Annotated in this window: 21 protein-coding genes; 14 read left to right on the top strand and 7 right to left on the bottom strand. The window is 63.9% G+C overall.

The features are described from left to right. Window positions 1-8: 8 nt before the first annotated feature. On the top strand, window positions 9-899 hold the full coding sequence (locus VFZ66_11965) for a prolyl oligopeptidase family serine peptidase (GenBank protein ID HEX6289904.1): 891 nt from the start codon (window positions 9-11) through the stop codon (window positions 897-899). A gap of 30 nt (window positions 900-929) precedes the next feature. Here VFZ66_11965 and VFZ66_11960 read toward each other — a convergent pair whose 3' ends face one another. The 3 genes from VFZ66_11960 to raiA form a co-directional block, all read right to left on the bottom strand. Beyond that, window positions 930-2,459 carry a glycosyltransferase family 39 protein gene (locus VFZ66_11960; protein ID HEX6289903.1) on the bottom strand — a complete coding sequence of 510 codons (1,530 nt, stop codon included), beginning with the start codon at window positions 2,457-2,459 and terminating at the stop codon, window positions 930-932. 57 nt (window positions 2,460-2,516) lie between these two features. Then, window positions 2,517-3,926, bottom strand: coding sequence for a protein kinase (locus VFZ66_11955; GenBank protein HEX6289902.1), 1,410 nt, complete (start codon window positions 3,924-3,926; stop codon window positions 2,517-2,519). Between the two features lie 81 nt (window positions 3,927-4,007). Then, a complete protein-coding gene (gene raiA / locus VFZ66_11950) occupies window positions 4,008-4,580 on the bottom strand; it encodes a ribosome-associated translation inhibitor RaiA (protein HEX6289901.1) in 573 nt (190 codons plus the stop codon). Window positions 4,581-5,178: 598 nt separating this feature from the next. On the opposite strand from raiA, the gene VFZ66_11945 reads away from it, so the two are divergent. Both VFZ66_11945 and VFZ66_11940 read left to right on the top strand, forming a co-directional pair. Then, complete coding sequence (locus VFZ66_11945) at window positions 5,179-6,177, top strand: AAA family ATPase (GenBank protein HEX6289900.1); 999 nt, start codon at window positions 5,179-5,181, stop codon at window positions 6,175-6,177. A 229-nt stretch (window positions 6,178-6,406) separates the two neighbouring features. Next, the gene (locus VFZ66_11940) at window positions 6,407-6,628 is read left to right on the top strand and encodes a hypothetical protein (protein HEX6289899.1); all 222 of its coding nucleotides are present in this window, start codon (window positions 6,407-6,409) and stop codon (window positions 6,626-6,628) included. 146 nt (window positions 6,629-6,774) lie between these two features. Here VFZ66_11940 and VFZ66_11935 read toward each other — a convergent pair whose 3' ends face one another. The 4 genes from VFZ66_11935 to VFZ66_11920 all read right to left on the bottom strand — a co-directional run bounded on the left by VFZ66_11935 (window position 6,775) and on the right by VFZ66_11920 (window position 10,802). Beyond that, window positions 6,775-7,914: a glycosyltransferase family 9 protein gene (locus tag VFZ66_11935; protein HEX6289898.1), complete on the bottom strand. Its 1,140-nt coding sequence runs from the start codon at window positions 7,912-7,914 to the stop codon at window positions 6,775-6,777. Between the two features lie 20 nt (window positions 7,915-7,934). Beyond that, a complete protein-coding gene (locus tag VFZ66_11930) occupies window positions 7,935-8,090 on the bottom strand; it encodes a hypothetical protein (protein ID HEX6289897.1) in 156 nt (51 codons plus the stop codon). 129 nt (window positions 8,091-8,219) lie between these two features. Further along, window positions 8,220-9,353: a hypothetical protein gene (locus VFZ66_11925; protein HEX6289896.1), complete on the bottom strand. Its 1,134-nt coding sequence runs from the start codon at window positions 9,351-9,353 to the stop codon at window positions 8,220-8,222. Between the two features lie 132 nt (window positions 9,354-9,485). Continuing rightward, complete coding sequence (locus VFZ66_11920; protein HEX6289895.1) at window positions 9,486-10,802, bottom strand: CpXC domain-containing protein; 1,317 nt, start codon at window positions 10,800-10,802, stop codon at window positions 9,486-9,488. A gap of 325 nt (window positions 10,803-11,127) precedes the next feature. Here VFZ66_11920 and VFZ66_11915 point away from each other — a divergent pair, with 325 nt between their 5' ends. From VFZ66_11915 to VFZ66_11865, 11 genes are all read left to right on the top strand, one after another. Next, window positions 11,128-12,138, top strand: coding sequence for an ABC transporter ATP-binding protein (locus VFZ66_11915; GenBank protein HEX6289894.1), 1,011 nt, complete (start codon window positions 11,128-11,130; stop codon window positions 12,136-12,138). Beyond that, the gene (locus VFZ66_11910; GenBank protein ID HEX6289893.1) at window positions 12,131-13,651 is read left to right on the top strand and encodes an ABC transporter permease; all 1,521 of its coding nucleotides are present in this window, start codon (window positions 12,131-12,133) and stop codon (window positions 13,649-13,651) included. Before VFZ66_11915 ends, VFZ66_11910 begins: the two co-directional genes overlap by 8 nt. Window positions 13,652-13,658: 7 nt before the next feature. Continuing rightward, window positions 13,659-14,627 (top strand): YtxH domain-containing protein, encoded by a 969-nt coding sequence (locus tag VFZ66_11905; GenBank protein HEX6289892.1) that lies wholly within the window; start codon window positions 13,659-13,661, stop codon window positions 14,625-14,627. 223 nt (window positions 14,628-14,850) lie between these two features. Next, window positions 14,851-15,075, top strand: a complete 225-nt coding sequence (locus VFZ66_11900; protein ID HEX6289891.1) for a YtxH domain-containing protein — start codon at window positions 14,851-14,853, stop codon at window positions 15,073-15,075. A 236-nt stretch (window positions 15,076-15,311) separates the two neighbouring features. Next, window positions 15,312-15,524: a hypothetical protein gene (locus VFZ66_11895; protein HEX6289890.1), complete on the top strand. Its 213-nt coding sequence runs from the start codon at window positions 15,312-15,314 to the stop codon at window positions 15,522-15,524. A 39-nt stretch (window positions 15,525-15,563) separates the two neighbouring features. Beyond that, window positions 15,564-17,054 carry a PLP-dependent aminotransferase family protein gene (locus VFZ66_11890; protein HEX6289889.1) on the top strand — a complete coding sequence of 497 codons (1,491 nt, stop codon included), beginning with the start codon at window positions 15,564-15,566 and terminating at the stop codon, window positions 17,052-17,054. Between the two features lie 5 nt (window positions 17,055-17,059). Then, window positions 17,060-17,995 (top strand): PhzF family phenazine biosynthesis protein, encoded by a 936-nt coding sequence (locus VFZ66_11885; GenBank protein HEX6289888.1) that lies wholly within the window; start codon window positions 17,060-17,062, stop codon window positions 17,993-17,995. Further along, entirely contained in the window at window positions 17,992-18,462 is a 471-nt protein-coding gene (locus VFZ66_11880) for a GNAT family N-acetyltransferase (GenBank protein HEX6289887.1), read from the top strand. The genes VFZ66_11885 and VFZ66_11880 overlap by 4 nt, the downstream gene beginning before the upstream one ends. A gap of 71 nt (window positions 18,463-18,533) precedes the next feature. Then, a complete protein-coding gene (locus tag VFZ66_11875; protein HEX6289886.1) occupies window positions 18,534-19,193 on the top strand; it encodes a cyclase family protein in 660 nt (219 codons plus the stop codon). Between the two features lie 4 nt (window positions 19,194-19,197). Next, complete coding sequence (locus tag VFZ66_11870) at window positions 19,198-20,175, top strand: threonine/serine dehydratase (protein HEX6289885.1); 978 nt, start codon at window positions 19,198-19,200, stop codon at window positions 20,173-20,175. 192 nt (window positions 20,176-20,367) lie between these two features. Further along, window positions 20,368-21,057 (top strand): hypothetical protein, encoded by a 690-nt coding sequence (locus tag VFZ66_11865; GenBank protein HEX6289884.1) that lies wholly within the window; start codon window positions 20,368-20,370, stop codon window positions 21,055-21,057. Window positions 21,058-21,317 lie beyond the last annotated feature (260 nt).

The following is a 21,317-nucleotide window of genomic DNA, read 5'->3' as shown; positions in this document are numbered from 1 at the left end:
CTGGGGAGTTGAAACTCGAAACCTGGAACCTGGAACTCGAAACTCGAAAAGGGGCGCGCAAGTCGATGGATCTGAACGAAATACAGCAGAAGCGCGTGGTGTATCAGATCGCAGGTATGGAGCAGGACGCGGCGCGGAAGAACGTCGTGTATAAGCGTGTGGACGGGCTGGAGCTGCGGCTGGATGTGTACGCGCCGCCGGGCGGCTCGCACGAAGCGTCCCGGCCAGCGGTGCTGCTGGTGCATGGCGACCTGCCGCCGGAGGCGATCCTGGGAACCAAAGACGGCGGCCCGTTTGTCTCGCTGGCGCAGTTGATCGCGGCGTCCGGCGTGGTTGCGGTCACGTTCGATCATCGCTCCACCGAGCAATTCACGAAGATGGATGCGGTCATCGCCGACATCGACGATCTGCTGCAGTTTGTACGCGGCCACGGCCCGGAGCTGGGTATCGATCCCAATCGGCTGTGCGCGTGGTCGTTTTCGGCGGGCGTGCCCTATGGCGTCTACGTCGCTCTGCAACACCCCGAAGCGATCCGCTGCATCGTCGCCTACTACGGGCCGCTGGATCTACAGCCGCTGTACGGTCATATTCCGCCGCAGGTAACGCAAGACATGCTGCGGTCGTGCTCGCCGCTGGCGCAGATCGAGCAGGCGGTAACGATACCGCCGCTGCTGGTCGTGCGCGCGGGCCAGGATCAGCCGTGGCTAAACCAGACCATCGACCGCTTCGTGCAGCAGGCGCTCGCGCGTAATCTGCCGGTCGATCTGATGAGCCATCCCGAAGGCCCGCACGCCTTCGATATTCTGGACGACAGCCAGCGCTCGCGCACGATCCTTCGCCGCACGCTCGATTTCATCCTCGATCATATGGATAGTGAGGGAAGCACAGGGATTGAGTAGCCGACGTTGCGCACATGGCGGCGATCGAAGCTACTCCACGCCGAAGATCTCGTAGCCGCCGATCTCAGCCAGCTTGACAAACTGCTGCTCTTGGACCGTCTGGTAGAAGCCGTCGGGCCGCACGCCATAGTAGGTGATGACCAGCCTGGGCGGCCTGGCGGCTAGATCGCGCAGCAGCTCGGCGGAGGCTCCCGGCACCAGGCGCAGCGGATAGTCGTAGATGTAGCGGCTGGATGCGCGGCGCTCCGACAGGAGATAGACCTCCGGCTCGGCGGCGAAGATGTAGACGTAGTCATCGGGCTGCGTTCGCTCGCGGATATAGTCGGCGACGAGCGGAGCCTGCGCAAAGTAGTGCTTGCCGACCTCGCCGTAGAGTCGCTCGGCCTGCTGCTCGGCGGTGGTGCCCAGCAGTTGCAGGTTTTGCCGCGCGAGCGGAGCTAGCAGCAGCGCGCCGAGCAGCGCCGCCGCAAGATAGGCCGCGCCGCGCTGGATCGGCGTGGTGCCGCGATGATCTGCCCACAGCCGAAGGATGCACGGCGCGGCCAGCAGCGCCAGGAACGGCAGCAGTGGATAGTAGTAGTGGATGTAGGCGCGTAAGCTGCCGAGCGCGGCGATCAGCAGCGCCGCCGCCCACCCGACGACGAGCCAGCCCGCCCGATGCGTCAGCGGCCTGATCGGCTGTGTCTCACCCGGACGCAGCAGCGCGATACCGCCCAGCGCCGTCAGCAGCAGCGGCACGAACGGCGCGAACATATCGACGAGCGGGCCAAGCTGCCAGCGGGCCTGCGACTCCCCGGCGTAGAGCGTGTTGTAGGTCAGCACGCCAAAGACCAGATCGCTCCACCCACCCCGCAGCGCGAAGTATCCCGCGATCGGCAACCCGACGAGGAGCGCGCCGAGAGCAGCACCGGCGTAGACCCGAACGATGCTGCGCACGTTGCGCCAGCAGGCCAGCAGCAGCGCCGGAATCAGCACGATCGCCACCGGCTTGATCAGCATCGTCGCGGCCAGCGCAGCGCCAGCGCCGATCGCAAATCGCAAGCGCTGCGTTTCGGATAGGCGGATCGCGCACCACAGCGCGATCAGCGTGGGCAGCACCAGCGCCTGATCGGTGTTGAGGATTAAGCCTTGCAGATCGAAGGCGCTACCCGCGACCGCGAAGATCAGCGCGGCCAGCAGCGCCGCGCGCATGCTCCAGACCCGGTTCCCGACAGCGCAGACCAGCGCGACATCGACCAGAAACAGCAGCGTCGCCCAGACGCGGATCGCCCAGGCGGAGGGCGGGCCGAAGAGCAGCGGCGGCATGTACAGCAGGTAGATCAGCGGCGGCTTGTGGTCGAAGGCATCGCGGTAGGGCAGGCCCCCCTGGAGCCAGGTCCAGGCTACATAGGCGTACGCGCCCTCGTCGCGCTCAAGCGGCAGCGCCAGGCCCGGCATCCGCAGCAGCAGCGCTCCGATCAGGATAGCGCCGACAAGCAGCACGGCGGTGCGGCGCTGCGTGGCTGCCTCACGCGGGAGTCGCTCGGCGCGTGTGGCGCGAGATGAAGATAGGCTTTTCATGGGGCGATGTGCTGCGGCGCGTGTAGGTTGCTCATGAGAAAATTGTGCCTCGGCTCGCTAGTCGTCTTTCTTGCCCTTGTTTTTCTTGCCCTTGTCCTTGTCGTCCTTTTTATCGTCGTCATCGTCGCCACCGTCGTCGCCGTCGTTGCCGGGCGGGGCAACGACGATCGGCCCCGCGCTGACCTGGACGATCACCTGTGAGCCGGGCGCGACGGGCTGGCCTGGGCTCGGATCGGTGCTGAGCACAATGTTCGCCGCCTGCTCGCCCTGGATTGCCTCGCCCTGGACGAAGACCAGCCCGGCCTCTGTGATCTGCCGCTGCGCCTCCTCGACCGGCAGATTGACGACATCGGGCACCGCAACCGCGCTCGGCGTAGTCGGTGAGGGCGCGGTGGAGGGGCTGCTCTGCGGATTGGCGCTGGTATCGGGCGTCCGATCGCGCATCAAGGCGGTTCCGGCCAGCAGCAGCAGCACGAGCGGCAGGCCAAGCAGCCACAGCCGTCGATCGCGCCGTGGCTGCTCCGCCGTCACAGCCGCAGCCGGGGGCGGTACAGAAGCTTTCACACGCGGCTCTGCTACCGGACGCGGCGCTGCCGGTGCCGGGCGGGGCTGGCTGCCGACGACGACCGTGGGCATGGCGTGGACCGCGCCCGCCTGGACGCTGGCAAGATCGTTGCGCAGCGCCGTGGCGGAGGTGTAGCGCTCCTCAGGCTGTTTGGCGGTGAGCTTGCGGATGATCGCTTCGAGCGCGGAAGTCTCCTGCGGCCCGGCTCCTGCGGCGATCTTCAGCGGCGGCAGCGGCGCGGTGCGATGCTGCTCGATGATCGTGTGGATTGTCGGGCCGTCGAAGGGCGGATGGTCGGTCAGCATGTGATAGAGCACAATGCCCAGCGCATACCAGTCGGAGGCGGCGGTCGGGGCCGATCCCATCGCGAGTTCGGGCGCGAGATAGTGCGGCGTCGCGATCAGCGTGGTCGTGGCGGTGCCCTCGACGCGCGCGATGCCAAAGTCGAGCAGCACCGCGCGCTGCTCCGCGCCGGACGCTCCAACCAGCATGACGTTTTGCGGCTTGATGTCACAGTGGACGTAGCCCTGCCCGTGGATATAGCCGAGCGCGTCGGCGATCTGCCGGGTTAGCTCGATCGCGTGTTTGGACGGCAGCGGGATCAGGGTATCGAGCGTGCGGCCATGCAGTAGCTCCTGCACCAGATATGGGCCTTCGGGCGCATCGCCGACATCGTAGGTGCGGACGATATTGGGATGGATGAGCTGCGCGGCGATCTGCGCCTCGCGCAAAAACCGCTCGCGGGCGCGCGGATCGCTGGCAAGATCGGCGCGTAGCAGCTTGAGCGCTACCTGCCGTCCGAGTCGCTCGTCGTGCGCGGCGTAGACACTGCCCATACCGCCGCTGCCGATGGTCCGCACGATGCGGTAGCGTCCGTTGATCATGGTATCTTGCTGTAACATCAAGGCCCTGCTCGTTTCAGATTCAACATAAAGGCTGGGACGATCTGCCCCAGCCTTGTACACAAACCTGGCGGTACGCTGCTAGGTCGTCTCAGGCACGATCAGCCCATAGTTTCCATCGCGACGGCGATAGACGACGTTAACCTGATCGGTATCGGCGTCGGTGAAGACGAAGAAGGAGTGTCCCAGCAGCTCCATCTGCTCGATCGCCTCGTCGCTGTACATCGGCTTGTAGGCAAACGTTTTCGTTTTCACAAGCTGTGGCGTGCTGCTCTGCTCATAGTCGAACTCGGTCGCATTCCCGTTGAGGCCGACGGTCAGCACTTCGCCACCCTGCCGCCGAATTTTACCACGTCGGAAGTGTTTATCTTTGTAGCGCACAATCTGGCGCTGTAAGCTGTCGTGGAGCGAGTCGATGGCGGCAAAGAGATCGGGGCTGCGTTCCTCGGCGCGAAGGATCGTGCCCTGCGCCGTATGGAGTGTCACCTGCGCAATGTTGGTTTCGCCGATGCCGCGCAGCTGCTCGTGCGACAGATCGACGTGAATATCGCCGATGCCGTCCAGATACCGCTCAAGCTTGTGTAGCTTCTCCTGGATATAGATGCGCTGGCGCTCTGTCACCTTTCCATTGCGAGTTTTGATCTGAATGTTCATGGAACGCTCCTTTCATGGACGTTGAGCGATCGGCTGCGATGCCGTGGCTCAGTGGCTCCTTCTTTCTCGGACAGCGTACCCGCTCAGGGCATGGCTGAGCAGGCATCGAACACCCCCTGCGAACAACAAAAAAACACACATCTGGCAGCATGACGTGTGTGCGTCTGGACCAGCGTGTGTGTTAGTTGACATGTATACATTGCTGCGACCCTTGGTTGGTCTTTCCAATCGTCGTAGCGACTTTCTGGGAATCATTGTACTACGATGGCGAAGATGCGGCAAGAAACGCAGCGTTGCGGTTAAGTTGCGGGATCTTCACGGAACAGACTGGCTCGCCGGGTCGATCGTCAGCTACTACCGACTGTAATGCGTTTAAGCAATAGATTGCGCTATTATTCACGGATAGACCAGGAGAGGACTTTCGGATCTGCCATTGGGCGCGGATCGTGCTACACTGGATCAGTGTACAACAATCCGCCGCTACGACGATCTCTGCAATCGCTGGGGCAATATGGCGTATGGGGCTTGACGCCCCCCACAGCCTGAGCTAGACTAACTCGCACGACTTCCAGCATCGGACGTGGTCAAAGGCAGATAGATGCGAACGGTTGCCATAACAAACCTGAAGGGTGGCGTTGGTAAAACCACCACCGTGGTCAACCTTGGAGCAGGGTTGTCGCTCAAAGGGCTGCGTGTCTTACTGGTGGACGTGGACGCGCAGGGAAATCTTGCGACGGCGCTCGGCGTGCGGCCCCGGCGCACCTTGTACGAGGTGCTGGTCGATGGCAAGCCCGCCGCGCAGTGTATCGTTCAGGCCCGGCCTAACCTCGATCTGCTGGCCGCCGACGATACGCTGATGAGCGCGCAGCCGCTGATCACGCAGCGGCCAGACTGGGCACATCTCCTGACGCGGGCGCTCAGGCCGCTGGCGGCAGAGTACGATGTCGCGCTGATCGATTGCTCGGCCTCGCTCTCGGTGATGAACGTCAACGCGCTGATGGCGACGCGCGACGTGCTCACGCCGACGATCATCGAGCCGCTGGCGCTGCGCGGCATCGAGCTGCTGGAGCGGCAGCTTCAGCGTATCGGCACCGGCACGATCCGCTGTATCATCCCGACGATGTTCGATGGACGGCAGCGGCAGGCCAACACGCTGCTCGCGAACCTACGGAGCCAGTATGGTCGGATCGTCACCGAGCCGATCCGGGTGAATGTGCGGCTTTCGGAAGCGCCCGCCGTAGGACGCACGATCTACGAGCATGATCCGCGCTCCCGTGGCGCGCTGGATTACGCGCAGCTTGTGGAGCATATCGCTACAGTCTTTGATCTGCGGCCCAGGATGCCTGCGCCCACGCCGCCGGCTGCTCGCGAGCGTCCGCGCTACAACCTACCGCCATCTCCGGCTCCGGCGCAAGCGCAGCACAATGGCGGCACAGCAAACGGCCAAGAAGCGCCGCTCTTCCAGGGGCCGACGCACGAGCCGTGTCCTACCTGTCGGCAGCCGCTCCAGCAGACGGTCCTGGCGGGATACCGCGTGCGCTACTGCAATCACTGCCACTATAAGCGGCAGGAGCTGGTGCAGGGCGTTCGACGCTGAGTTAAAACAAGCCTGGCGGCCTTCCTGTTCGCTCGATCGTCCCCGCTGCCTCCACCGCTGATACCGCTCGCTCGTCTCAATAGCTGCTCTCGGCGTCGTCTCGTCCACGATCATTACGCTGCAGCACGTCAACGCAACACCATCAGCGCGCCAGCCGTGTTGGGCATGCTTCTTGCTCGCTGGATCTTCAAGCCGGGCTGCTGGAAGCTGCCCATCAGAGGAGGTCTGTGTGACGAGTCACGATCCCTACGATCGACCAATTGGCGATCAGCCGCCATTGCCGGAGGAGCGCAAGGAGCCTCCGGCTCCATCTCAGCCGCCCGAAGGCGAGCCGCCGCCGCCACGCGAGCCGGATCTGCCCTCGCCGGATCAGGAGCCGCCGATTGGCGATCCGCAGCCCTCCAGAACGCCGATCGGCGATCCGCCGGGCAACAAGCGGATTGAGACGTAGCAGCTCTTGGTTCCAAGTTCCAAGTTTCGAGCTTCTCTCGTTCTTGGTTCTCGGTTCGTTCTTTGTGCGCCGGGCGCCGTGCCCAAAGGGAACCCGCATAGCACCCGGTTCTTTGTTCTAGCTCCTTTGTTCCTTTGCTCGCTTGTTCACCTGCTCGCTTGCTCGCTTATTCTCTCTACGACCTCTGCCGTCGAGATCCGCGCCATACACTCGCTCGGCAGCGTACCGCGCGGGCAGGCGTCGAGCACGCCGCACGGCGAGCACCACAGGCCGCTGCGCAGCACGATCTGTCGCTGCGGATCGCCCCAGGGACCAAAGCGTCCGGCATCGCCTGGCCCGAACAAGGCCAGCGTTGGAACGCCGCACGCCGCCGCCAGATGGAGCGGGCCGCTGTCGACGCCCAGCACCAGCGCGCAGCGGGCATAGAGCGCCGCGAGCTGTCCGATCGTCGCCGCGCCTACCAGCGTCAGCGGATGACGCGCCATTGCCCGCACGATCGATGTGACGAGCGCCTGCTCGTCGGGACCGCCGGTGAGCACGACAGTATAGCCGCGCTCGTGCAGCGCATCGGCAACCTCTGACCAGCGCGCGTCAATCCAGAGCTTCGCCGCGCCGCCAGCGCCCGGATGCAGCGCCACGATCTGCGCGTCGGGTATGACGCCGTGGCGGGTTAGCCACTCCGTCGCCCACGCTCGGTCCCGCCCGCCGATCGGCGCAACCATCGGCGGTGGCTTGGTTGCTGGCTGTCCGGTCAGCGCCTCAACCAGCCTGATATTTTGGGCTGTGACATGCGTGCTGAAGCTATGCGGCAGCGCGGTCGTCAGAAACGGCTCAGTCTCTGGCAGCGCGAAGCCGAGCCGCAGCGGGATTCCGGCCAGCATCGCCAGGAGCGCGCCCCACCAGTGGTCGTCGCGGGCGATCAGCGCGGCGTCGTAGTGCCCGGCCCGGAGCAGGAGCGCCATCTTGAGCAGCAGGCCGTAGGGCTGCCACGGTCTGGGTCTTGCGGCGCGGGTAAAACCTGGAAAAGAGCAGAGCAGCGTCGTGTCGATGTCGGCGTTGTGCGCGACGGCTACCTGGCTCCACGGCCCGATCAGCAGCGCGATCTCGGCATCCGGCTGCTGCTGGCGCAGCAGCCGCAGCGCGGGCGTCAGCAGCAGCACATCGCCCAGGTGGTCGGGCTTGATCACCAGGACGCGCCGCGCCTGCTGGGGGCTGGAACGAACAAAGCGCCGCGCGACCGCGCCGACTCCTCGCAGGAGCAGCAGGCGGATTGCGCGGCGCAGCATCGCTTGCACGGTCGCGGTCCTCAGCCGGAGATCACGCCGAGCGCGACCAGCACCGCGCCGACAAGGATCACCAGCAGCGCGATGCCGAGCAGCGCCAGGGCTACGCCCAGCATCCGCCAGCGAGCCTCCGGCAGTTCACGGCGGGTTGAGGTGCGATATTTCGGCTCTTTCGCCATGCGTGTATCAATCCTGGCTGCCACTGTAGAATCAAGGAACCTTTTCGGAAAAGTGGTTCTGCGACACTCGATCAGAAAAGGAATGTTTGGGGGAGTCCCCCAAACCCCCGGCCTCGCGGCGCTCTAGGGCTACGAAGCGTGGACCGGCTGCGCGACAGGTGCGGGCGCGGGCGCGTCGGTCTGGACCGCCTGCGTGTAGCCGATAAAGATCAGCATAATGCCGACCAGCTCGCTGATGTAGAGCGCGGTAGGAAATCCGGCCTTGCTCAACGTTCCGCCGAGCGCGGGCGACATCGCGCCCACGGCGATCAGGATGTTGCCGATCATGCGGTTGTATAGCACGCGCTTGCGCCAGAAGATGTACGCGGAGTAGATCGCGCCGCCAGCCAGCGCCACGGTGCCATAGACGTTGAAGAAGGGCGTGATCGAGCGGGCGTTGCTGGTGGTGCGGATGATCGCCGAGCCGTTCAGCTCCAGTGGCGGCGCGAACAAGAGCGCGCCGCGCACGCGACCACCCTCTGCGACGTAGATCGGCGTGACATCTGGCTCGGACACGTCGATCGCTGTGACATCGATGCCTTGCTGCTGCATCAGCGCGCGCGTTCCGACGACCGCAGCGCCTTTGCGCAGGCCGTAGCCTATGCGCTCCGGCTGCTCTGTCACTCGATCGAAGTCGACGCTGGCCTGCCGGGCGATCGTGCGTGCCCAGACATCCATCAGCGCGCCGCCGGGCGTGGCGACGGCCTGCCCCGCCAGCGCGAGCACCTCGTCGGCGCTGCTCGAGCCGTCGGCGCTGACGACGCTCCTCAGCCGATCGGACATGAATGTCGGCTCAAGCGCGGCCCGCCCGACCTCATACGCGCCGTAGAGCGTCGCCAGACTCAGCGCCGCCACCGTTACCTGGGGCAGCCAGCGCTTGCCGAGCAAAAAGATCGTGCCCTGTCCAAGCCATGCGGCGGTTAGCACCGCGCCCGACAGGTAGTAGGTACGAAAGATCCAGGGCTGCCAGCCAAAGAAGCCAAAGGCGGCCTCCATCGCCGTGCCCAGCGCGTAGAACGTCAGGCCGATGCCCCAGAAGAGCAGATAGCGCCGCCCGTTGCTGCGCCAGCGCGCAAACACCGCCGCCGCGAAGGCGGTCGCCAGGAGCGCGGTGACGGCGGGCAGCATCCCGGCGAAGGCGTCGACCGCCGCCGGAGAAAGGAGTGAGAACCCGAACGCTCCAAGCACGAGCAGCGCGGGTCCGGCGAATCGTTTCATGTTCATACAAAATGCCATTAGAGGGATGTATCGGTGAGCATGGGCAACCTCCGAAGACGGGGCATAGCAATACGCCCCTACGGAATACGCGCAATCACGCATCTCACCAATACATCCCAGGATGACGAGCGAATCCGGTTAGAAAAGCATCGACGCGGCTTCGCGGCCAAGCTGTCGCAGGCGGTCGGACATCTCCTTGCGCCCGCCCTTGTCCATCTCCTCGGCCAGCTCGTTGATGCGCTTGACCAGATCGGGCGTGATCTTGGCCGCGTTCTGGCGCAGCAGCTTAGTCGCGTCCTGCGGCTTTTCGGTGCTCAAAAGCTGGCCGATAAAGCGCTCTTCGGGCGACATCGACTCCTGCACGACCTCGACGGTCAGCCGCTCGATCTCGTTCAGCCGCTCGATGATGTCGGGCTTGTTCGCGCGCTGTGCCGACTCGCGGTTGGCAGCCACGACGAGCAAGAACGCCTCGCTGAGCTGATCGCGGCGCTCGGCCAGCGCCTGTCGCAGATCTTCGGCCTGAAGCACCTCGCGTAGCGTCTGCGCCGCGCCCTCGAACATCGCCTGCGCCTCGCGGTCCATGCGCTCGGTCGTTTCGAGGATCAGCGACCGGCGCGCCTCGATCTGTTCGGCCTCGGCGGTATTGCCCGCAGCGCGGGCCGCCTCGGCCCGCTCGGTGAGCATGGCGTAGAAGTCGTAGTCGATCGCCGGGCGATACTCCGCGATCGTTTCCTCAAGCGTGGCCTCCTCCGCCGCCAGCAGCGCGTCGATCGCGGCGTCGACACCGGGCTCGTCACCGCCCAGGCTGGATGCGTCGAAGCCCGTCAGTTGCAGCAGCCGGTCGCGCAGGCTGGTGAAGCGCTCGAACGACTCCTGATCCTGGTCGGCCTCCGACGCCTCGATGTACGCGGCGAGCGTGACGAAGAACTCGTAGTCCAGCGCGGCCCTGTTCTCTTCGACCAGCTTGGTGAACGCGGCCTCATCCTCATCCGCCTGCAACAGCCGACCCAGCAGCTCGGTGCGCTTGCGCTGCGCGGCCAGCGCCTCTTTCGAGATGCCCTCGGCCTCCAGAATCTCATCCAGCATCGAGGTCAGCGTGATAAAGCGGCGCGGGTTGAGCAGGTAGCCCTTGGGCCTGTCGGCGGGCACACTCTGCATCACGATCTGCTGCAACGCGCCGATAAAGCGCTCCTGCTCTTCGGGCCTGGCCTGCACTTCCTGCGGGAAGAGGCTGAAAAAGATCTGCTTTTCGGGATCGTGATAGACCAGCGGCGCGGAGAGCATACCGCCTGCGCCGCACTTGGGACAGACCGCGACGTTGACGCGACCCGACAGGAACGCCTGCTTCAGCTCCGGCTGCTGTCCTACGTCGATCAGCTGGAAGACGGGCGTTTGAAAGTTCGTGCCACAATTGGGGCACTTAACCGCTACGGGTTGAGGCGGCAGTGTAGCCATTGGGGTATATCTACTCCTACAATACAGAACGCCCGGCAGCAATCTTTGGCGGGCGCTTTAAATCGCGATTTATGCGATTATTATACCACGTAGCCGCTCTGATGCTCTGGACGGCGCGCCGCGCCTGGCCGGACCGAGGATCGCGTATCGGCATCGTCAAGACCTGGCATTCTTCTTGCATACGCAGTGCTAGAAGCTACGGCTAGCGCATCATCTAACGATGCCGTGTCTGATACAGCTCAGGGGTGAGATGGTGTGGGAACGCGCCACGCCCCGGCCTGACGGAGCGCCAGCTCAGCTTAAGCAATAAAGGACTCCCCGCTCCATGAATCGAACGAGAGCTACGAACGGCGCTGTGATCGAAATGCAGCATGTGACGAAAACGTTCGGCGAGAAGCAGGCTGTGAGCGATATGTCGCTTGAGGTGCCCGCCGGCCAAATCTTTGGGCTGGTGGGGCCATCCGGCTGCGGCAAGACCACTACGGTGCGGATGATGACGGGCGTGTACACGCCCACCGAGGGCACGCTGCGGGTGCTGGGAACATCGCCGCAGTATTTCGGCAAGCGCGTGCGCGAGCGGATCGGCTACATGCCGCAGCTCTTCGTGCTGTATCCGACGCTGACGGTCTGGGAAAATCTTAACTTTGTCGCCTCGCTGTATGGTCTGAACTGGTTTCGGCGGCGCAGGCGGCTTGAGATGCTGCTGGATTTTGTCGAGCTGCGACCGGCCCGGAATACGCTGGCCGAACATATTTCGGGCGGCATGAAGCGCCGTCTGGAGCTGGCCTGCGCGCTGGTGCATAATCCCGAACTGCTGTTTGCCGACGAGCCAACGGCGGGCGTCGATCCGGTGCTGCGCGGCAAGTTCTGGGATCACTTCAACGAGCTGAAGGAACAGGGCAACAGCCTGGTGGTGACAACCCAGTACGTCGCCGAGGTAGCCTACTGCGATCAGGTGGCGGTGATGCGCAACGGGCGGCTGCTGCTGGTCGATACGCCGGATGGCCTGCGCCGCCGGGCGATGGGCGGTGAGATTATCCGGCTGACGGTCGATCGCGAAGACGATCTGAATGCCCGCCGCATCTTGCAGCAGATGCCGTTCGTCCAGCATTTCGAGCGTCCGCCCGGAGCGCCGACGGGGACGCTGGATATTTACGTCGAAGATGCGGGCGCGCTGCTGCCCGAAGTGATTCGCGGCTTGAACCAGGACGAGACGATCGATATGCGTCACGCCGAAGAGTATACGCCGCCCTTCGACGATATTTTCGTTATCCTGATGGAGCGCGCGGCGAAGGACGATCCACAAAGCGCTGAGGAAGAAATCATCAATGCTTAAGCCATTTATTCGTCTGTTTTCGTTCTTCGCAAAAGAGCTGGCCGAGGTGCGCCGACAGCCTCGGCTGCTGCTAAGCCTGGTGCTGGGGCCGTTTCTGATCCTGCTGATCTTTGGCCTGGGCTTCTCCGGCGAGCAGCCGCGTCTGCGCACGATCCTGGTGGTGCCGCCCGACAAAGCGGACGATCCGCGCGTCCAGCAGTTTCGTGAGGTGATCAGCCAGGCGAACTTCGACGTTGTGGATGTGATGACAGACGAGCAGGCGGCGGTGGAGCGGCTGCGGCGCAACCGGGGCACGCTGGATGTGGTCGAGGTGCTGCCCGCGGATGTCGATCAGGTCGTTGGACGCCAGCAGCCGTCACAGATCAAGGTGCTGTACAATGAGATCGATCCGACGCAGGCGCAGTGGATTCAATATCTGTCCTATGTGCAGGTCAAAGAGCTGAACACGGAGCTGCTGATCTCGGCGGTCAGCGGCTCGCGCGAGCAGGCGGGCAACGTTCAGCAGTACATCGCCAGTACGCGCGAGGAGCTTCAGCAGATCCAGACAGGATTAAGCGCGGCGCAAAGCCCGCAGGCGCGCGCGGCGATTCAGCGGCTGCGCAACAACAGCGGCCTGATCCTGGCGGGTCTGGCGCTATCTTCGCAAAATAGCGCAAACCAAACGGCGCAAAGCGATGTACAATCGATCCAGCAGAGCTTAGACGCGCTCGATCAGGCGATGGAGCGGGGCCAGGTTGACGAGCAGCGCAGGCGCATCGAGGAGATCAACGATCGGCTGAGCCGGGTTGAGGATGTCGCATCGCAGATCCAGGCGGTGCCGCCCGAAGTGCTGGTTTCGCCGCTACAGGGCGTGCCGCAGAACGTCGCGCAGCAGCAGCCGAATTTTATCGCGTACTACGCGCCCGGCGTGCTGGCGCTTCTGCTGCAACACATGGCCGTCACGCTGGCGGCGCTCTCGCTGGTGCGCGAGAATCTGCTGGGCTCGACCGAGCTGTTCCGAGTCGCGCCGGTCAGCAGCTTGCAGATCATCATCGGCAAATACATCGGCTTTATCCTGTTCATCGGCGTGATCGTCACGCTGCTGGTGCTGCTGATGATCGCGAACATACCGATCGGGAGCACGGGCTTTGCGCTGGGGCTGGCGGTGCCCTTCGTCGGCGATGCGCTCTCGTTTGTCGGCACGGTGCTGCTGGTAACGGTCGCGTCGCTGGGCCTAGGCTTTCTGATCTCGGCAGTTTCAAAGTCGGAAAGCCAGGCGGTGCAGCTTTCGATGATCTCGCTGCTGGCGTCGGTCTTCTTTAGCGGCTTTTTCTTGCCGCTGCGGAATTTCGCGCCGTTCGTGCGCTGGCTGGCGTTTTTGCTGCCGGTGACGCATGGCGTGCAGGCGTTTCAGAGCATCATGCTGCGGGGATTCCTGCCCACGTATGAGACGCTCGGCTGGCTGGGCGGGATTGCACTGGTCTGTTTTCTGCTAGCCTGGATCATCTGGCGATCGAACCTGAAAAGGAGGTAGGGCATAGATGTACGAGCAAGAAGATACAAGTTGGAGCTTTACGATCGGCTTGTTTGTGGGCGCGATCGTCGGGGCGGCGCTGGCAAGCCTGTTTACGCCGCGCAGCGGGCCGGAGAATCGTGAGCTGGTGCTCGAAAAAGGGCTGGTGCTCAAGGATCGCGTCACAGATGCGACCACCTCGGTCGCGACGAGCGTAAAGGACACGACGCAGAGCGCGGTCGAGAGCGTGAAGGGCACGACACAGAGCGCGGTCGAGAGCGTGAAGGACGTGACCAGTACCGCCGCGACGAAGGTCAGCGATACCGTCGGGACCGTGAAGGAAAAAGCAAGTACCGCCGCCGAAAAAGTGAGCGGGGCCGCCACGTCGACTGTCGAGAAGCTTCAGGATGTCGCCAGCACCGCCGCCGAGAAGGTCAGCGAAGCGACCAGCACGACGGTTGAGAAGCTTCAGGATGTCGCCAGCACCGCCGCCGAGAAGGTCAGCGAAGTCACCAGCACCGCCGCCGACAAGGCCCGCGAGCTGACCGGGCGCGGCCAGCAGACGGAGCAGGATACCGAGATCGAGCTGCCCAGCGCGGCGGATCTGGCGAGCGAGGCGCGCTACGACGCCGAAGATGTGCGTCCGGCAGCGACGACAACCACGTCGACCGAAGATATGCGTCCGGCGGTGATGACAGCCACGCCGACCGATACGATCACCGTGCAGCCAAATGTGCCGGTGACGCCGACGACGAGCGAAGAAGAGACGACGTACGCAGGCACCGCGCCCACGGTCGCTGGCACGACGCAGAAGTCGACGGCTTCGGCTGCGGCGAAGAAGGCTGCGCGTGAGCTTGCCAGCCCGGAGCAGTTCGAGACGACGGATGCCGATCTGGGTACGTCGAGCGGCTCGTCGGCTGCGACGAATACGCGCACGGTTGCCGGTACGGATGCCGATGTTCGTGAGGTGTCGGAGGGCGCTGATCGCAGCGGCTAATCACCTGGGCCGAAAAGGGGAAGAACCAAGAACTGAGAACTAAGCACAGCTTCTCCCCTTCTCCTATGAAATGGGAGAGGGCTGGCGCGTTCTGGGCGCGGTGAGGGCCTTCCTAAAGCATAAGAAACTGGTGCGGAATCACACAGGCTGTTTCCCGACTATGCGCCTTGATTCTGCCCTGGGCAGATGAGACACAGAGTTGAAGCTCTGGAAAGGATCGACGATGAAAGTGCTTAAGACCATCTTCCGAGCGTTCTTATTTGGTGTGGGCGTGGGCATCCTGATGGCTCCACGAGCCGGGAGCGAAACTCGCCGAATGCTGAGCGAGAAGCTGAACAATGTGCTCGAAGGCGCTGGCGATCTGGCCGATAAGCTGGATCGTTCATCGTCGGAGGGCGACACGAGCGGCATGGAATCGCGTGAGGTTGGCAGCGCCGCATCGATCTAACGCTCGACGATCGGAACGATACGCGCCGCTCCGGCTTCCGCCGGGGCGGCGCGTGGTGGTTTAGTTCGTATCCTTTTTTGCTACGGTTCAAGTTTGAATGCTGGCAAGTCATGTACCCATCGCTCCGCAATGCCCCTGTCATTCACCTTTTGTCCTAGATTACATTGATCGATTGTCTCTGTTGGTAAGAAGAGACAATTGGTACAATGTCGAGCAAGTACGCGGAGGATACCAGTATGAAGGCGACCTATTTTGAGACACTGCATCGTGAGGAGGCGCGGCGGGCGGAGTGGCGGATGCTTGACAGCGCGCTTCAGACGCGCAGGGCTACGGCTCCCCGGCTGCGGCGCTACCGCAGCGCGCTCGGCCACGCGATGATCGAGCTTGGAACTCGACTGGCGGGCGAGCAGCGCACGCGCCCCGACTCCGCGAGCTATCCGTGCCAGTAGCCGCTCATCGAGCAGCGCCGCTCAATGTGAGGAAGTTCTATGCAGTTGCAGATCGAACGTCGTAGCCAGCGCCCGCTGTATCTCCAGCTTGTCGAGCAGATTCAGGAGCGGATTCGCAGCGGCGCGCTCCCCGCTGGCAGCCGCCTGCCGCCGATCCGTCAGATTGCGACCGAGCTGGGCCTGACCCGGCTGACGGTGCATAACGCCTATGCCGAGCTGCAAGCCGACGGCTGGATCGAGTCGTTTGTAGGGCGCGGCAGCTACGTGGCCGAGCGACCGGGCGTGAAGGCGCAGATGCGTCCGTCGCCGGTGCTGCCGCCCGTGCCGCTGCTGCGTCCTGGCGCGCTGGCCGAGATTATGCGTCTGTCGCATCAGCCTGAGATGATCTCGTTCGCTCAGGCCGCGCCTGCGCTGGAAACCTTTCCCGCGCGCGAGTTCGGGCGAATGATCCAGCATGTCATCGCGCAAGAGGGCGCGGCGATCTTCGACTATGGCGTGAGCCAGGGCGAGATGGCGCTACGAGAGCAACTGGCGATCTACCTGCTGGATCGCTCGATCCAAGTCAGCGCCGAGCAACTGCTGGTGGTCGCGGGCGCGCAGCAGGGCATGGACATTGTCCTACGTGCGCTGCTCAATCCCGGCGATACAATTCTGGTCGAGCAGCCGACCTACCTGGGCATGATCGAGCGGATGCAGGTCCAGGGCCTCAAGCTGGTCGCCGTGCCGATCGACGAGCAAGGCATTCGGCCCGACGCGCTCGAAACCGCGATCACGCAGCATCAGCCGCGCCTGCTCTACACGATCCCGACGTTCCATAACCCGACAGGCATCTGTATGAGCGCCGAGCGGCAGGAGGTGCTGCTCGACATCGCCCAGCGGCACGCGCTGCCGATCCTGGAAGATGACATTTACGGCCCATTGTCCTACGATGGCCCCGCGCCGCTGCCGCTCAAGGCACGCGATACGACCGGCCTGGTGATCTATCTGACCAGCTTCTCCAAGGTGCTGATGCCAGGGCTGCGCATCGGCCTGCTGGTCGCTACGCCGCCGCTGCTGGAAGCGCTGGTCGCCGTGAAGCGCCTGTCCGATATGCACTCGCCGCAGCTTACCCAGCGCGCATTGTCCGAGTATCTGGAGCGAGGACATTTCGCGGCGCATCTCCGCGCTACCAAGGCGTTGTACCGCGAGCGACGCGACGCGATGGCGGTCAGCTTGCAGCGCTACTTCCCGGCGGATGTTACCTGGAACATACCAGGCGGCGGGCTGTGCTTCTGGGTTGGCCTGCCGCCCGGCCTGCGCTCGACCGAGCTGTACGAGGAGGCGATCGATCACGGCGTGGCCTTCGCGCCCGGCCAGGTCTTCTTCCCCGATCCATCGGTGCAGGGTTACATGCGGCTCTCGTTCGCGGCCTGCCCGCCCGAAGCGATCGACCGGGGCGTACGTATTCTGGGTGAGCTACTGGACGAGCAGCTTATGCGGCGGCAGCGGCTGCGCGTCCGCTCGTTCTGTGAAACAGTACCGATGGTGTAGATGCTATGACACGCGCATATCGTTTTTTGCAGGTGGATGTGTTCACCGATACCGCGTTTGGCGGCAATCAGCTGGCGGTCTTCCCCGACGCCTCCGGCCTGAGTCCTGCCGAGATGCTGGCGCTGACCCGCGAGCTAAACTACTCCGAGTCGACCTTTGTGCTGCCGGGGAGCGCGCCCGACCGGCCTCGCGTGCGGATCTTCACGCCCGGCGGCGAGATCCCGTTTGCCGGTCATCCGACGGTCGGGACGGCGTTTGTGCTGGCGCAGCAGGGCGTGTGGCCCGATCCACAGGAGGTCGTATTGGAAGAAAACATCGGCCCGGTGCGGGTCCGCTTCCAGCGCGGCGCAGCAGACGGGCTAGAGATCTGGATGCAGCACGGGCCGCCGCAGTGGGGCCGCGTCTTCGAGCAGCGCGCGGTGGTGGCGCAATCGCTTGGTCTGGACGAGGCCGAGATCGACGACGCGCCGATCCAGGTCGTCTCCACGGGCGTGCCGTTTCTGTTCGTGCCGATCCGCAGCCTGGCGGCGATACGTCGGATTCAGTTCGATCCCAGGCCGCTGCTGCCGCTCTTTGGAGCCGAGCCGGTTTCGGTATTCGCTGTCACTACGGAGACGGAGCGACCCGGCAGCACGGTTCACAGCCGGATGTTCGCGCCGCACACATTTGCCATCGCCGAAGATCCGGCGACGGGCGGCGCAAGCGGGCCGCTGGGCGCGTACCTCGTGCGCTACGGCCTGGTCGAGGCTGCGCTGACGACGCGGATCGTGAGCGAGCAGGGCGTGGAGATGGGACGGCCCAGCTTTATCTCGATCGTCGTAACGACCGCCGACGGCGCGATCAGCGACATCTGGATCGGCGGGCAGGTTGTGCCGGTGGCGGAGGGAACGTTCTGGCTACCGGAGCGTGGCAATCAGGATTCCGCGCGAGGTGGAGGATGAGCCACGATTGGCAGCGTGAGCGCTACCTGATCAGCACCGACCGCAGCCGTTTCGATCTTGAGACGATCCATGAGCTGCTCAAAACCTCGTACTGGGCCGCCGATCGACCGCTGGCGCTGATCCTGCGGTCGATCGAGCACTCGCTGGCGTTCGGCATGTACGATGGGACGCAGCAGATCGGATTTGCGCGGGTGATCACGGACTACGCGACGTTCGCCTATCTGGCGGACGTGATCATCGCCGAACGCTACCAGGGGCAGGGCCTCGGCAAGTGGCTGATCCAGACGATCACGAGTCATCCTGAGCTGCGCGACATTCGGCGCTGGCTGCTGATTACCAGGGACGCGCAGGGTCTTTACCGGCAGTTCGGCTTTACCAGCCTGGAGTCTGCCGATCGCTACATGGTGCGGATCGTCGAGCGGTCGCCTCAGCCCTCGCAGCCGCGCCCGCCGTCGAGCACAGCTTGAAGCCTCTTCTTTGGTACACCAGCGCACCGCAGCGCGACAACCACAACACCGCCGTTGTTTATCGAGGACATATGCCAACCTTTATCGACTTGAGTCACCGGCTGACACCGGGCATGCCGTCGTATCCGGGGCTGCCCGTGCCGCAGTTTCGTACGTTTCTGAGCCACGGCGAGAGCGCGCAACACGCGCAGTACGCGCCCGGCACGAGCTTTCAAATCGCCGCCTACGAGCTAGGCGGCAACACCGGCACCTATGTCGACGCGCCGTTTCACCGGCATGCCCAGGGCGCGGATCTGGCCGATCTGGCGCTTGAGAAGCTGGCGGATCTGCCCGGCGTGGTGGTTACGGCGCTCCGCGAGGGGCCGATCGGGCCGGAGATCTTCGGCGGCGTCGAGCTGGCCGGAAAAGCCGTGCTGGTGCGCACCGACTGGGCCGATCGCTGGGGTGGGACCGACTATTTTCGCTCAGGGCCATTCTTGACCGCCGAGAGCTGTCGCTTGCTGGTTCGCTCGCAGGCCACGCTGGTCGGCATCGACTGTGCCAATATCGACGACATGCGCGATCCCGCGCGTCCGGCGCACACGATCTTGCTGGCCGCAGGCATTCCGATCGTCGAGCATCTGCGTGGGCTGGATGAGCTGCCGCCGGGCGGCTTCCGCTTCTTCGCGGTGCCTCCGGCGATCGAGGGCGGCACGTCGTTTCCGGTTCGAGCATTCGCGATTTGTGGGTAGAACAATGCAACAGATACCTGAACAAACACTGCCGGTGACGCTCGACGATGTGCGGGCGGCGGTGGAGCGGATCGCGCCATACATTCATCACACGCCGCTGCTGCGATCGGCCACGCTGAGCGCGCTGACCGGCAGCGATTTTCGGCTCAAGGCCGAGCACATGCAGCGCAGCGGCTCGTTCAAGCTGCGCGGCGCGCTCAATAAGCTGCTCTGGCTGACGGAGGCCGAGCGACGGTGCGGCGTGGTCGCGTTTTCGTCGGGCAATCACGCGCAGGGCGTGGCGCTGGCGGCGCGGCTGACCGGCACGCAGGCGACGATCGTCATGCCGAGCGACGCGCCGCAGGTCAAGCTTGAGGCGACACGCGGCTACGGCGCTGAGATTGTGCTCTACGATCGCCAGCGCGAAGATCGTGAGGCGATTGCGCGGGAACTGGCCCAGGAGCGCGGCGCTGTGCTGGTGCCGCCCTTCGACGATCCGCAGATTATCGCGGGCCAGGGCACGATCGGGCTGGAGCTGGCCGAGGCGTGGCCGGAGCTGGATCTGGCGCTGATCCCGATCGGCGGCGGCGGTCTGATCTCCGGGATCGCGACGGCGATTAAAGGGCTGCTGCCCCATGCCCAGGTGATCGGCGTCGAGCCTGCGATAGCCGATGATGCGCGCCAGTCGCTGGCGGCGGGCCAGATCGTGCGTATCGCGCAGCCGACGACGATCGCCGATGGCGTGGCGACCACGGCGGTCGGCAGGCTGCCCTTCGCGATCATGCGCGCGCTGGTCGACGGGATTGTGACGGCGACCGAAGACGAGATCATGCAGGCGCTCGCGCTGATCATGACGCGCACCAAGCAGGTGGTCGAGCCGACCGGCGCGCTCTCGACCGCCGCCGCGCTCTCAGGCAGCGTCGATGTGCGAGGACGTAAGGTGGTGTCGCTGCTCTGCGGCGGCAACCTCGACCTGCGTGTGCTTCAGAGGTTGTATCAGTAAAGAACAAGGAACAACGGAACAAAGAGCAAAACACCTCCTGTTCTTTGTTTGTAACCGGGGAAAGGGTATTCGTGTAAATTTCGTCTAAATCTCAGGCGGATCTTCCCTGCGCAATACCCTGTGGTCGAGCTGACCATGCAATAGCTATGCGAATAATGAGCGGGCGCTCAATGGTATACCGAGGATGACGTAATGACGCGAACGTATGGGCGCTGGCTCGGCGCGTGGGCGCAACTGGGGATCGGATTGTTTGGCTATGCGCTGGCGGTGCGGCTGATGATCGCCAGCAGGCTGGGGCTGGGGCCGTGGGACTCGTTCCATGTCGGGCTGAGCGGCCTGACTGGCATGAGCATCGGCATGGCAAATATCGTGTGTGGCCTGTTGATCGTGGCGGCCTCGTGGTGGATCGCGATCAGGCCAGGGATCGGGACGCTGGCAAACATGGTTGGGATCAGCATCTTCCTCGATCTGCTGCAACCGCTGGTTCCGGCGGCACCGAGCTGGAGCTGGGCGCTGGGCTATCACGTAGTCGGGATTCTGCTCTGCGGCCTGACAACCGGCGTGTATATCGGCGCGGGATTGGGCAAAGGGCCGCGCGATGGCCTGATGGTGGGGCTGAGCAATCGTACCGGCTGGCCGGTGCGGCGGGTGCGAACGCTGATCGAGATCGTCGTGCTGGCCTGCGGCTGGCTGATGGGCGGGACGATCGGGCTTGGTACAATCATGTTTGCCTTCGGCATCGGTCCTGCCGTGCAGTGGGGCCTGCGACTCTGCGGCGTGCTCGACGGGCCGAGGGGCGAACGAACAAGAGAACAAGCGGACAAAAGCACACGAGAACAACGGAGCAGGGGAGAGCTCAAAACGTTGAACTCGAAGCTTTGAACTCCCTGATCTCCCATGAAATAGGTCAGATTTTAACCCTCCCTTAATACCTGGTCAAAAACAGTCAAAAGACCGATGTTATGTTGACGAAGAACACGGTACACTACTGGCACGACAAAGGATCGTACGCAAAACGATCATAGATGTAAGCACGAGCCATAGGGCTCGGTGAGGTGCCATGCGACCGAAACACCTGGCGATGCTCATAGGGCTTGCGCTCATTTGGGGAGCGTCGTTCGTTTTCATCAAGTTAGCGGTTC

The sequence above is a fragment of the Herpetosiphonaceae bacterium genome (assembly GCA_036374795.1).
In the GTDB taxonomy this organism is placed as follows: Bacteria; Chloroflexota; Chloroflexia; order Chloroflexales; family Kallotenuaceae; genus LB3-1.
The sequence above is the reverse complement of the archived record's forward strand: the minus strand, read 5'-3'. Positions and strand labels throughout refer to the sequence as shown.

Bases quoted from the DNA above. Each gene is read 5' to 3' on its own strand.
- VFZ66_11960 (HEX6289903.1), bottom strand. From the start codon at position 2,459: ATGAAAAGCCTATCTTCATCTCGCGCCACACGCGCCGAGCGACTCCCG.
- VFZ66_11955 (HEX6289902.1), bottom strand. From the start codon at position 3,926: ATGTTACAGCAAGATACCATGATCAACGGACGCTACCGCATCGTGCGG.
- raiA (HEX6289901.1), bottom strand. From the start codon at position 4,580: ATGAACATTCAGATCAAAACTCGCAATGGAAAGGTGACAGAGCGCCAG.
- VFZ66_11945 (HEX6289900.1), top strand. From the start codon at position 5,179: ATGCGAACGGTTGCCATAACAAACCTGAAGGGTGGCGTTGGTAAAACC.
- VFZ66_11935 (HEX6289898.1), bottom strand. From the start codon at position 7,914: ATGCTGCGCCGCGCAATCCGCCTGCTGCTCCTGCGAGGAGTCGGCGCG.
- VFZ66_11930 (HEX6289897.1), bottom strand. From the start codon at position 8,090: ATGGCGAAAGAGCCGAAATATCGCACCTCAACCCGCCGTGAACTGCCG.
- VFZ66_11925 (HEX6289896.1), bottom strand. From the start codon at position 9,353: ATGAACATGAAACGATTCGCCGGACCCGCGCTGCTCGTGCTTGGAGCG.
- VFZ66_11920 (HEX6289895.1), bottom strand. From the start codon at position 10,802: ATGGCTACACTGCCGCCTCAACCCGTAGCGGTTAAGTGCCCCAATTGT.
- VFZ66_11915 (HEX6289894.1), top strand. From the start codon at position 11,128: ATGAATCGAACGAGAGCTACGAACGGCGCTGTGATCGAAATGCAGCAT.
- VFZ66_11910 (HEX6289893.1), top strand. From the start codon at position 12,131: ATGCTTAAGCCATTTATTCGTCTGTTTTCGTTCTTCGCAAAAGAGCTG.
- VFZ66_11905 (HEX6289892.1), top strand. From the start codon at position 13,659: ATGTACGAGCAAGAAGATACAAGTTGGAGCTTTACGATCGGCTTGTTT.
- VFZ66_11900 (HEX6289891.1), top strand. From the start codon at position 14,851: ATGAAAGTGCTTAAGACCATCTTCCGAGCGTTCTTATTTGGTGTGGGC.
- VFZ66_11895 (HEX6289890.1), top strand. From the start codon at position 15,312: ATGAAGGCGACCTATTTTGAGACACTGCATCGTGAGGAGGCGCGGCGG.
- VFZ66_11890 (HEX6289889.1), top strand. From the start codon at position 15,564: ATGCAGTTGCAGATCGAACGTCGTAGCCAGCGCCCGCTGTATCTCCAG.
- VFZ66_11885 (HEX6289888.1), top strand. From the start codon at position 17,060: ATGACACGCGCATATCGTTTTTTGCAGGTGGATGTGTTCACCGATACC.
- VFZ66_11880 (HEX6289887.1), top strand. From the start codon at position 17,992: ATGAGCCACGATTGGCAGCGTGAGCGCTACCTGATCAGCACCGACCGC.
- VFZ66_11875 (HEX6289886.1), top strand. From the start codon at position 18,534: ATGCCAACCTTTATCGACTTGAGTCACCGGCTGACACCGGGCATGCCG.
- VFZ66_11870 (HEX6289885.1), top strand. From the start codon at position 19,198: ATGCAACAGATACCTGAACAAACACTGCCGGTGACGCTCGACGATGTG.
- VFZ66_11865 (HEX6289884.1), top strand. From the start codon at position 20,368: ATGACGCGAACGTATGGGCGCTGGCTCGGCGCGTGGGCGCAACTGGGG.